Source organism: Paenibacillus sp. 2TAB26 (genome assembly GCF_052115145.1).
Taxonomy (GTDB): domain Bacteria; phylum Bacillota; class Bacilli; order Paenibacillales; family Paenibacillaceae; genus Pristimantibacillus.
Genome location: NZ_JBFRGC010000014.1, coordinates 40,442 through 52,908 on the forward strand (window position 1 = coordinate 40,442; position 12,467 = coordinate 52,908).

Consider the following 12,467-nt stretch of genomic DNA (forward strand, 5'->3'; position numbering starts at 1 on the left):
GGTCGCAAGCTGCATGTTGCTTGGAACTAAAAATAATACAGAGAGAAAGGCGGTGACTAATCGTGAGCTGGATGAAGCGGCAGAGGATGATTGGTTATGTATTCATTGCTCCCAATCTGATCGGAATGATGATATTTATGCTCGTTCCGGCCCTGTTCTCCTTTTATTTGATGTTTACGGATTGGGTATTCGCTAGCGGGCAAAGCCCGCGTTTTATCGGATTGGATAATTTCAGGATGATGGTGAAAGACGATTTGTTTGCTGTATCGGTCAAAAACACCTTGCTGGTGCTGATCCCCGTACCGATTTCTATTATGCTCGGATTTTTGATTGCGGTCATGCTCAACAATCGAACCTATTTTCAGAAGACGCTGCGGGCGTTCTTTTTTGCCCCGTATTTCACTAGCGGCATCGCAATTGCTTTTGTCTGGATGGTGCTGTTTCAGCCCACCAACGGTCCGATTAACGCATTCCTGCGTTCTGTTGGTGTAAGTGATCCTCCCCTGTGGTTCGCTTCTCCAGATACATCGATGTATGCTGTGCTGGTCATGATGACAGCAGGCGGCATCGGGTACAACATGATTATATATTTGGCCGCGCTGCAGGAAATGTCTTCGGAGCAGTTAGAAGCTGCCAAGATGGACGGAGCAACGTTCGGGCAGTTACTGAGACTAATTATATTTCCTTTGGTTAGTCCTACCACCTTTTTTCTGATGATTACCGGCTTCATAGGCTCCATTAAAGGTTTTGGCATGATTTACGCTATCACTCAAGGAGGTCCTGCTAATAGTACGACGGTTTTCTCTATTTTCGCTTATAAAAAAGCATTCAATTTTTATGAAATGGGATATGCCTCGGCCGTCTCATGGACCATGTTCCTGATCATCCTCAGCATCTCGCTTATTCAGTGGGCTGTTCAGAAAAAGTGGGTTCATTACTAACGGAGAGGAAGACGCACAATGGGTACAAGAAATGTCAGAATAATCAGAGAACGAGTGATCAAAGGTTTTAATACAATCCTAATGGCATTAGCCAGTCTGCTGCTATTGTCGCCAATGATCTGGATGATCAGCACCTCGTTTAAGAAAGCAAAGGACGTCTTCACTTATCCAATTCAGTGGATTCCTCTCAATCCTGTATGGGTTAACCACTTTAAGGTCTGGACGGCCGGAGACGGATTTCTTTTATTTTATTTAAACTCGCTGAAGATATCCTTGATTTTAATGGTCGGAGCCCCCTTGTTTGCCGCTTTTGCCGCATATGGCTTCAGCCGCATTCCATTCAAGGGAAGGAACGCTATCTTTGTGCTGTATCTGTGTCTTATGATGATTCCACAACAAGTGCTTTTTGTTCCTAAATTTATCATGTTTGAATGGATGAGAATTTACAACACGCATTGGGCGCTTATACTTCCGGGTTTGTTTACAGTATTTGGCGTCTTTATGATTCGGCAATTTTTTATGAGCATCCCCCATGAAATATCTGAAGCGGCTTTCATTGACGGAGCCGGCCATTTCCGAATTTTCTTTCAATTGTTTCTACCGCTTTCCAAACCGGTTCTGGCAACCTTCGCTATCATTGATTTTACATGGACGTGGAACGATTATGAAAACGCTTTGATTTTCTTGCTGGACAAAAGACTGTTTACGGTTCCGCTTGGTATGCAGAATTTTATGCTGGAAGCGGGAGTGGACTATAACATGATGATGGCTGCCGCCACAGCAGGAGTCGTGCCGCTGCTTATCGTCTTCTTTATTGGCCAGAAGTATATTATTCAAGGGTTCTCCAGTTCTGCTGTCAAAGGATAAACGACATACATCCTCCTATAAAAATAGGAGGATGTATGTGATCCAAGAAAACCCATGTTCTGTTTGCCTCACGAATGCTGAGAGGCAATAAATAAGGAGGTCATTCTAATTAAAAGACTAACTATTGTTCTTATAATGGCTTTACTGACTAATCTATTTTTCTATAACACTCCCAGTCAGGCTTCTGCAGAGGATCAGCCGGAAAAACTCGAGAACATCACATCAGATTTTGATTATGTACTCAGTGATTTTGAGCAAGTGAACGATAACTGGCTCTTTGCTTTTGGCGATACGCCTGCCGTAAAGGGAAGCTATAATGTGATCGAATCAGCTGATAGTTACCAAGGAAACTATATGGGGCAATTAATAGCAGATTTCAGTAAAAGCCCTACAGGTTCGCCATATGTGGCCATAAAAAAAGAGGTGAATAGCCTAGACATTGAACAATTTTCGTTTTGGGTCAAAACCTCGGATCTGAAGTCAATCCGCATACGAACAACTGATTCAACGGGGCAAACGTTCCAACAGCGTATCGAATTGCAAAATACATCAGACTGGCAGCAGGTTGTAGTAAGTCAAATGGGATCGAAATCATTTACTTATTGGAACGGTGCTAACGACGGGATATGGCACAAACCAGCCGGAGCCATATCAATACTCTTCGATCGATTTGATATAAAGAATGGGGCGTTAAATGCCACTATTTTGCTTGATCAGATCACAGCTCAAGTAACTGCTCCGCCAGTAGATTTTGATCACTTAATCAGTGACTTTGAGCAACCGAATGACAATTGGCTCTTTGCTTTCGGTGATACGCCTGCCGTAAAGGGAAGCTACAATGTGATCGAGTCAGCTGAGAGTTACAAAGGAAAATATATGGGCAAATTAATAGCAGATTTCAGTAAAAGCCCTACGGGATCGCCATATGTGTCCATAAAAAAAGAGGTGGATGACCTAGACATTGAACAATTTGCGTTTTGGGTCAAAACCTCGGAATTGAAGTCAATCCGCATACGAACAACAGATTCAACGGGGCAAACGTTTCAACAGCGTATTGAATTGAAAAATACATCAGACTGGCAGCAGGTTGTAGTTAGTCAAATGGGATCAAAATCATTTACTTATTGGAATGGCGCCAATGACGGGATATGGCACAAACCAGCCGAAGCTGTAATGATACTCTTCGATCGATTTGATATTAAGAATGGTGGGACTACAGCGACTGTTCTTGTGGATCAGGTTACATCCCGATTAGGGGACTGGTGGCCAGAGTTGGACATTAAACAGACGACACTTGGCAATGTATTTTTGGAGAATGAATCAATCACGTTTGATGTGAAAACAGTTAGGCCGACGGTACAATGGTCGGTTTATGACGTTTACGGATCCCATGTATCCTCAGGGACAGAACAAAACATAGGTGGAACAGCAAGAATAACGGTGCCTTTCACAAAATTGGGCTATTTTACGCTGGATGTTTCCGCTGAGCAGCCCGGGAGCGAACCGCTCGTCCGAAAAACAGCTTACGCGGTCATTTCCTCGGTTTTGCCGCCCGGCAATGGCGAGTCGCCATTTGGCGTCAGCACTCATCTGAACTGGACTGCCTCTGGCTGGAGTAAAGAACTAACCAAGCTTATCCGCTATATGGGCGCGTCTTTCGTTAGGGATGGCATGGAATGGACCAGTATTGAAAAGGAAAAAGGCGTTTATACTTTTTCACCTACACCGGATGACTACATGAACAAGCTTGCGGAGAATGAGCTTAAGCTTCTCTTGGTGGCGGCATTCAATAATCCGTTCTACGATAACAATGGCACACCCTTCACGGATGAAGGTAGAAGAGGACTTGCTGAATATGCGAAGGCCTATGTGGGTCATTACAAGGATCAGCTCATCGGGTTCAACGTATATAATGAATTCAACGGAGGATTTGGCAAAAGGGGCAACAGTCCTGCCAATTCACAGCCGGACTATTACTACAAGCTGATGAAGGAGACGTATAACATAGTCAAGCCAGCGTATCCTGATGTGCCGGTAGTCGGTATCGTCTCAGGGGGCGTCGACTTGAACTGGATCGAAGGTGTACTGAAAGGCGTAGGAGAAGGTGAAGACAAGAATGCCGGCCTGAAATATTTGGATGCAGTGTCTGTACAGACCTATATGGATCCGAACGCTCCTGACGAAGTATTTGCAAAATTAGAAGGCCTGAAAACCTTGATTAAACAATACAATGACGGCAAGCTTGTACCGATCTGGGTGACGGAATTTGGTTCGCCGACACACCAATCCGCCAAAGGTGTCGATGAGAAGACACAGGCCAATTATTTGCCTCGCGGATTTGTAACGGGAATGGGGCTCGGAGTAGAACGGATGTCCTGGTACGATTTCATGAATGACGGTCTTGAAAGCGATTACAACGAACATAATTTTGGATTGGTCCGGCATAAGGATGACCCTATGGGGGCTTATACACCAAAGCCAGCCTATGCGAGTTATGCTGCAATGAGCAGGCAGCTTGCAGGTGCGGCATTCGAGCAGATCGAGCAATTTGGCGACCCGATAAAAAGTAATTTGTTTACGCAAGGCGGCGAAGCTCTCCGAGTTGTATGGGCACAGAAGGAAACCGGTGCCGTAATTGAAACGAACAATAATCTGGAAATTACGGATTTTATGGGGAACACAGAAATTTACACACCGCATAATGGCAAGATTTATATGACGCTGACAGGAGAACCTTTTTATATAAAAGGAAGCATTAGCCGGATTGTGAAGGACGATACTTTTGCGTTCGCCGGTGAGCAAACGGCAGTAGGCGATTCGCATACGTTCACCTTAACCGTGAACAACGAGACTGGATCTTCGCTTGATATCACAGCGAGGATGGAGGAAAGCAGCTATTCAATTGTGGCTATGCAAGGGCAAGCTGAAGCGCTTTCTCTGACAGTCAATGAGACACGGGAAGGTTTCCGTTCGGTAGCAATTTACTTGCTGGACAAAGCAGGTAACAAGATAGGCAAGCTGCAGCATCAGGTCGTAACTAGCGTACCGCATAAGGTTTCTGTTAAACCTGCATTGCAGCAGATCGATGGGCAATACAATCAAATGCTGAACGTTGATGTAGAAAATTTTAGAAAGACCGCGGGTCTTACTGTTAACAGAATAACCTGGAAGGTCGGAGGACAGTCTGGACAAGAGCTTATCAACATGACTGTGCTTCCGGGCAATAAACAGCAATTCAGCATTCCGCTTAGCCTGATCGCACTTGGAGGGGATCAGCCGGCTTCCATCCGAGTTGAGTTTGAGGAGCAGGCGCCTTATGTTTATGAAGGGAATTTCAGTTTTAATCCCATCTACCAGGGAGCGATTTCGGTCAATGACCGCATAGAGCCAGAAATTGATGCTTTATCGCCTACAATGGATTTATCGCAAGGCAAACCTGTCTTACTCTCCGGTCATAGCGGCCAGATTGAATTGAGTGGACAAGCTTGGCTCCACTATGATCAGGATCATTTGTACATGACTGCAAAAATAAAGGACGATGTTCATGCGGCATCGGCCTCCGGTGCTGATATATGGAATAATGACAGCATCCAGTTTGCCTTGTCTCCTGGAATTCCTGGGGAAAGCCGGGGCTGGTATGAGTATGGTATATCGGATACGCCGAATGGTCCGCAAGTTTATCGCTGGACGACGATGGGAGGATTGCCGGCAGGGCCGCTGCAAAATGGTGAAGCAGCTGTAACAAGGGATGAGGAGCATAAGCTGACGATCTATAAGCTTGCTCTGCCTTGGTCGGAGCTGACGCCGATACAGCCCCAGCGCGGTGATGTTATGAGCTTCTCACTGCTCGTGAATGAGAATGACGGCAAGGGAAGAAGAGGCTGGTTGGAATGGGGCTCTGGAATTGGCAATGAGAAACGGCCAAGTATGTTCCGGTCGATGCAGTGGATGTATAATCAGGCAGCTCCATCCGTCTATGAAGCAACTTATACCGTCAAATCAGGTGAAGAAGTGCAAGGAACGCTGCGAGCGGAGCATGCAGAAGGGGCAAAGCTAACATTTGAAATTGTTGCAAACGGCAAGAAAGGTACAGCCAAGCTTGTCGATACTGGTGAGGGCAAATTTGTCTACACAGCGGATGCCGCTGCAGCGGGAGAAGATGCTTTTACGTTCCGAGTATATGATGGATACGAATTTTCTAATATTGCGACAGTAAAGGTCAATATTAAAGAAAATACCGTTACACCTCCTTATCAGGGTGGAAATGATCATAGCCCAAGTCCAAATATCTCACTTACGGGTCAATTATATCTACCGGTAAAAGCTGCTGGGGAAGTAAGCCTAGGTACAATTGCCAAGCTGGTCATTTTTAAGGGCACGACAGACCAAGGCACGAAATTGTCGCTGCTGGAGCTGGATGATAAAGAGAACATCGGCAACGCTGGTTTGTCACGGCAGCTTCTTAGCTCGCTCATCGAGGTACAAGGGGAGCCGGAGGTTAAGCTGCATAAGCCAGCGATACTTAGTCTTGCTTTCGATAAGAAGAAGCTGAAAGAGTCGCAATATCCCTCTATATGGCAGTATGACGAGAAGCAAAAGAAATGGATTGAAGTCGGCGGGGAAGCTGTCGGTGACGTGATCACGGCGGAGATTGGAAGTTTAGGTAAATTCGCTGTATTTTCCAAAGACGGAGGAGAGCCGAAGCAAGTTTTACTGACCGATATTAACGGGCATTGGGGACAAGCTTGGATCGAAAAGGCAGCGCAGCTAGGAATTATACAGGGCTATAGCGATCATACCTTCCAGCCGAATAAAACGGTAAGCCGTCAGGAGATGGTATATATGCTGGTGCATGCTCTTAAGCCGTCAAATGAAGCAACTGCGTCTGACTTTGCAGATCAAAAACAAATCGGCGTATGGGCAGCAACAGAGGTTGCGGCAGCTGTGCGAGAAGGATGGGTTACAGGTTTCGGGGACGGAAGCTTCCGCCCTCAGGCTAATATGACGCGTGCCGAGGTGACAGCTATTATTGTTCGTGCAATGAATCTTCCGGTGAAACAGAACAACAACGGGAATACCGGATTCTCGGATAACGAGAGCATCCCTGCCTGGGTCAAAGGTTATGCTGCAGCTGCGGCAGAGAACGGCCTGATTAAAGGCCGTGAGGGCAGCCGTTTCGCATCAGAGGGGATTGTCACTCGGGCTGAAGCGGCAGTAATCATCGTTAGACTACTTGAGCTGAATGAGAAGCTGCGGTAATAAAAAAAGGAAAGAAGCTGTTCGTGACCGATTTGGTTCATGGACAGCTTCTTGTACGTTTGGCAGAGTAAACAACTAGGAATGAAAAGGGCGATATTAAACATTTGAGCTTTTCATAAAGTTATACTTTGTTATTTTTCCGATAGTCAGACGGACTTACTCCGACACGTGACGAGAAGATACGGCTGAGATAATATCCGTTGTCATAACCGCACTGTACAGCAATTTCCTGCAAAGTATAATCGCTTTCCATCAAAAGAGATTTTATTCGATTGATTCGTAAGGATGTGATGTACTCGCTAGGATTGACAGAAAAAGTTTGTTTAAACTTTCTCGTCAACTGCACAGCGCTTAAACCAAATTCAGCGGCTACTCTATTGATGTTGAAAGGTGTATAGGCGAGTGTTTGCAAACGCTCGAGTATGGCTTCAAGCATAGGATCTTCCGCGCTTGGCATGGATTCCTGAAATGGATTGAATTGATCGCTGGCAAGCAGGAGGATATCGTGAATAATCGTATTCTTCCAAAGCTGCGCTTGTTGATTCGAATGCCCCGATAGCTTACGAAGCATTCGAAGATTAGATTTTAGGCGATCCGGGTCCCCGATAATTACTTGGCCATGTGGATAGCTTTCTGTCGTTGTGTGAATGTTGGTGTTCGTTTCGGCGAAATGAAACAAAATAAAATGAAAAGTTAACTTCTCAAGCGTTTCTCTATGGAATGCAATATGAGGAGGGCATATGACGATACTGCCGAAGCTGGATTCCCCCTCTTGGCTTTCAAGCTGGAATGAAAATCGGCCACTTTCAGGTATGAACATAACCCAGTTGGCGTAAGTGTCCACGGAAAGCTGGAATCGATCGATATTTTGCCAATAGTTATAGGATATTACAGTCGGTGTGTGCGACCATAGAGCGGGATGATCCATTCTTATAAACTCCTTGAAATAAAGTATATCCTTGAAGTAATTATAGTGCATTTTCTTATACTTTGAATAGCAATATATTTGAAATTGAAGATACACACAACTTATATTCAGGGGGAGATTGCCATGAGAAATGAGTTAGTGAAGACGGATATTACCGTAGTTGGAGCCGGATTGGCAGGAATATGCGCGGCTATCGCCGCGGCAAGATTGGGCTTGAAAGTGGCGTTTGTTCATAACCGTCCAGTGCTGGGGGGCAATTCCAGCTCGGAGGTGAGAGTGTGGGTATGCGGTGCAACCGGTCATGGAGTAAATCGTTATGCTCGTGAGACGGGGATCATGGGAGAGTTGTTCATCCAGAACCAGTACCGCAATCCCGAGGGGAATCCTTATTTGTGGGATTTGACATTGCTGGAAGCCGTTCGCGCGGAACCGAATATCAGCTTGTACTTGAACACAGACGTCCGGGAAGTCGAAGCGGATGGAGAGCTTGAAGAGCGGATTATTCGTGCTGTTACCGGATGGATGATGGGCTCGGAGCGGCTTATTCGCTTCGAGAGCGAAGTGTTCCTCGATTGCACGGGAGATGGGTTGGTCGGTTTCCTAGCGGGAGCCGCCTATCGTCTAGGGCGTGAAGCGCAGCACGAATACGAGGAAGATTGGGCGCCAGAGGTTGCAGACGACATTACGTTAGGCAGCACCCTGCTGTTCTACACGAAGGATACCGGCAAGCTGGTTCGTTTTGTCGCTCCGTCATTCGCTAAGGACATTTTGACGACATCCATTCCGATCAAACGAGTCATACGCAGCGGTGATTCGGGCTGCCACTATTGGTGGATTGAATGGGGTGGAGAGCTGGATAGCGTTCATGAGAACGAGCGAATCCGCGATGAACTGTGGTCGGTCATATATGGGATATGGGACTATATCAAAAATTCGGGTCAATTCGATGCGGAGACGATGACGCTCGAATGGGTTGGCTCGATCCCGGGCAAGCGAGAGTACCGCCGCTTTATCGGCGACACGGTGTTGAATCAAAACGATATTATGGCACAGCGTCCGTTCGACGACAGCGTCGCCTTCGGTGGATGGTCGATCGACTTGCATCCCCCTCAAGGCATGTACGCGTCTGAGAGTGGATCTAAGCATTTGCATGCGGATGGAATCTACCATATTCCGTTCGGCTCTTTGTATTCAAGAAACGTAAGCAATCTGTTGTTTGCCGGACGGAACATCAGCGCGACGCATGTTGCTTTTGGCACGACGAGGGTAATGGCAACTTGCGCGGTAATAGGAGAAGCTGCGGGGGCAGGCGCCGCGTTGTCCGTTATGAAAGGCGTTACCCCGCGCGAGCTGCGTGAGTACCATATTGCCGAACTTCAGCAGATCTTGCTTAAGAGTGACGCTTCGATTATCGGATTACGGAACATGGATGCATTGGACTTGGCTAGGAGAGGAACCATGAGCGCTTCGAGTACTTTAACGCGAATTTGCTTGGATCAGCCATCGGAGGCGTACCCCCTTGCAAAGGACGTCGGTTTGCTATTTCCAATTGAAGGTGAGATGGGACAGTTCGAGCTGCTGCTGTCGGCAAGCGGGGAAAGTGAGCTTACCGTTGAGCTGTGGGATACCGGACGTGCGGAAAACTACGTTCCGGCAACGTTGCGTCATAGTGTGAAGGTGAAAGTAAGCACGGGTGAGCGGCAATGGGTCGAGATTCCGCTCGTGCAGGGTAGCGATGAACCGGCGAAAAATGCATTTATCATCGTCCGTGCAAACGACCGAATCAGCTTGTTCAAGTCGGCTGTTCCGCTAACCGGCGTACTCGCTTTTGAGAGCATGCATACCGAACACTCCAGTCGCGATGATGACGAGCGGTATACGCCTGTCACCGAATGGAGCATGAAGCGGTTGGTTCGCGAGCCATTTTGTTTCTCGGCGGCAACGGGAGCCTATGCTGCGAGCAAGGCAACCGATGGTTACGCAAGACCGTTCGGCGGACCGCATATTTGGGTATCTGAACCGCTGAAAGCCGGTATTGACGAATGGATTGAGGTTGATTTAATCGAAGCGACGAATGTGTCCGAAATCCATGTGACCTTCAATGACGATGTAAACGAGGATTTAATTAACCTTCATCATCACGAAACGCCTTTTTTAGTTATTCCGGAGCTCGTCAAAGACTACCGAATTGAAGCTTGGGCAAACAACGGATGGACTGTTTTGCATAGAGAAACAAATAATCGAATAAGAAAAAGAGTTCATTCCATAAATGAAGTACAAACCAATAAGTTAAGATTGGTTGTCGAAAGTACGAATGGCAGCCCGCGAGCGGAAATTGTGGAGATTAGAGTATACAGTTGTCAATGATAATGCTGAATCTAGAAAAAAGAGGGTGCCTTTGCCAATCTCATGGCAGGAGGACATCCTCTTTCTGATTGTATTGTAAAAATGGGGGACATGGCTCCACCAAATAATGATTCAAGTATACGATTAAATTTAAGAACTATTTTGAATAGCGATTCGAACAAAAGTACTGCATTCATCGAACAAAACTCCCCCGTCGTGATTAACAAAGCCTCTAACGAAACAAATTTCCCACCCATCAGAAACAACTGTCCGTTTTTTCCGAGAACTCCTTTCGATACAATGAAAGCGTATACTATTCCGTAAAGGAGATTAGATATGAACTTTGACTTAAGTTTAGTACCTTTCAGTCGAAGAGAATCGTTCCTAGCGATCTCCATYTTGCCTGAAGCCAAAGATAGACAACATGGCCTATATATGCGCACCGTGCGCGGTGGCGATGATAAATTCGGCGAAGCTTTCCATATCGATATGCTCGATGAAAGCGGCCAATCTGTATCTTTCCTGTCCAAAGCTTCCCCAGAGCGGATTCAGTTAACATCGGAACGCGGCTTAACGGCAGAAATTTGTATATCTGACAGCCGGACATTCCGTGTTCGCGCGAACGGCTGCGGAATTCGCTTGACCTTCCGTACGGCCGCTTATGATTATGCCTATCAAGCGTCACCTAGCAGTTGGGAAGTAAACAGCTTCACCCATGAATGCAGGTTCATGCTTACTGCGCTTGTTGGCGAGCTGCGAATGGAAGTTCCATGGGACAAAATCAAAAGCTCATATGTTATCGCAAGTTTCTTGCCGGACAATAATACAGGTAAATTAGAATTTGCTATTGAAGAGTTTAGGACCATTTTGGAGCCGCGAATGGCTTGGGAACCTTTTGATGATGTCGTTAAGCAAGTGAAGGAAGAGTTTAATTTGTGGTTGGATAATAGTTTAATGTTGCCACAACGCTGGGAAGAAAGCCGAGTACTTGCCGCTTATATTACGTGGTCCTGCCTCGTTCCGGCAGAAGGCTGTCTCACTCGGCCAGCGATGTATATGTCAAAGAATTGGATGACGAACATTTGGAGCTGGGATCACTGTTTTAATGCGATGGCGCTTGTTCGCCATGATCCGAAGCTGGCATGGGATCAGTTTATGATTTTCTTTGACCGGCAGGATGAGAGTGGGCTTATCCCGGATTTCATCAACGATAAATATGAACTGTGGAATTGCAACAAACCGCCCATTCATGGATGGACACTTGCTTGGATGATGGCACGAACGGACTTTATCAAGGAGGCGCAGCTTCAAGAGGTTTATGGGCCTTTGTCCAAATGGACAAAATGGTGGTTCAACTACCGCGATGGCGATAGCGATGGCATTCCACAATACAATCATGGCAACGACTCCGGCTGGGATAACAGTACGGCTTTTAACAATGGCATTCCGGTAGAGAGCCCTGATTTAGCAGCTTTTCTTATTCTTCAAGCAGAGCTTTTAGCTGAAATTGCTGAACGGCTCGGTCACGTGGAAGAAGAAGTCGAATGGAGACAGCTTGCTGAGGGAACAATGAAAAAAATGATCAGCCATTTTTGGAAAAATGGTCAATTTACAGCCTGCCGATCAGGTACGCATGAGCTATCAGAAGGAGACAGCCTATTATTGTTCGTTCCAATTATATTGGGCAAACGTCTACCTGAGCATATCCGTACTGCACTGCTAGAAGGGCTGCGTGATGAGAACAGATTCTTAACTTCTAATGGCTGGGCGACGGAGAGTGTGAATAGTCCTTTCTATAGTGCTGACGGCTATTGGCGCGGTCCAATCTGGGCGCCCTCGACTATGATACTGGTTGAAGGTGCTGCCGCAGCAGGAGATCTTGAGCTTGCAGAAATGGTCTCACGCCGGTTCTGCGACATGCTGGACCGAAGCGGGATGGCCGAAAATTTCGATGCGATGACGGGTCAAGGTTTACGTGATCGAGCGTTTACATGGACGTCGAGCGTGTTCCTCATTTTGGGTAATGAGTATACAACCGAATGAATCACTGCACTTCCAATAAGCCAATAGTAGGCTGACGGGAGGTGCTTTTGACGTTTATGGGAATGAGATCTCATTTGTGATTG

6 protein-coding genes are annotated in these 12,467 nt (G+C 46.5%); 5 read left to right on the forward strand and 1 reads right to left on the reverse strand.

What is annotated here, in order from left to right:
• The first annotated feature begins 71 nt into the window (after window positions 1-71).
• From AB4Z50_RS17240 to AB4Z50_RS17250, 3 genes are all read left to right on the forward strand, one after another.
• Window positions 72-941 carry a carbohydrate ABC transporter permease gene (locus AB4Z50_RS17240; RefSeq protein ID WP_339209709.1) on the forward strand — a complete coding sequence of 290 codons (870 nt, stop codon included), beginning with the start codon at window positions 72-74 and terminating at the stop codon, window positions 939-941.
• An 18-nt stretch (window positions 942-959) separates the two neighbouring features.
• Window positions 960-1,808 (forward strand): carbohydrate ABC transporter permease, encoded by an 849-nt coding sequence (locus AB4Z50_RS17245; RefSeq protein WP_339203960.1) that lies wholly within the window; start codon window positions 960-962, stop codon window positions 1,806-1,808.
• A 135-nt stretch (window positions 1,809-1,943) separates the two neighbouring features.
• Window positions 1,944-7,067, forward strand: coding sequence for an S-layer homology domain-containing protein (locus tag AB4Z50_RS17250; RefSeq protein ID WP_441880850.1), 5,124 nt, complete (start codon window positions 1,944-1,946; stop codon window positions 7,065-7,067).
• A 121-nt stretch (window positions 7,068-7,188) separates the two neighbouring features.
• Here the strand turns inward: AB4Z50_RS17250 and AB4Z50_RS17255 are convergent, their stop codons facing one another.
• Complete coding sequence (locus AB4Z50_RS17255) at window positions 7,189-7,995, reverse strand: helix-turn-helix domain-containing protein (protein WP_441880851.1); 807 nt, start codon at window positions 7,993-7,995, stop codon at window positions 7,189-7,191.
• A 123-nt stretch (window positions 7,996-8,118) separates the two neighbouring features.
• On the opposite strand from AB4Z50_RS17255, the gene AB4Z50_RS17260 reads away from it, so the two are divergent.
• On the forward strand, window positions 8,119-10,362 hold the full coding sequence (locus AB4Z50_RS17260) for an FAD-dependent oxidoreductase (protein WP_441880852.1): 2,244 nt from the start codon (window positions 8,119-8,121) through the stop codon (window positions 10,360-10,362).
• 315 nt (window positions 10,363-10,677) lie between these two features.
• Window positions 10,678-12,384, forward strand: coding sequence for an amylo-alpha-1,6-glucosidase (locus AB4Z50_RS17265; protein WP_441880853.1), 1,707 nt, complete (start codon window positions 10,678-10,680; stop codon window positions 12,382-12,384).
• The last annotated feature ends 83 nt before the right edge of the window (window positions 12,385-12,467 follow it).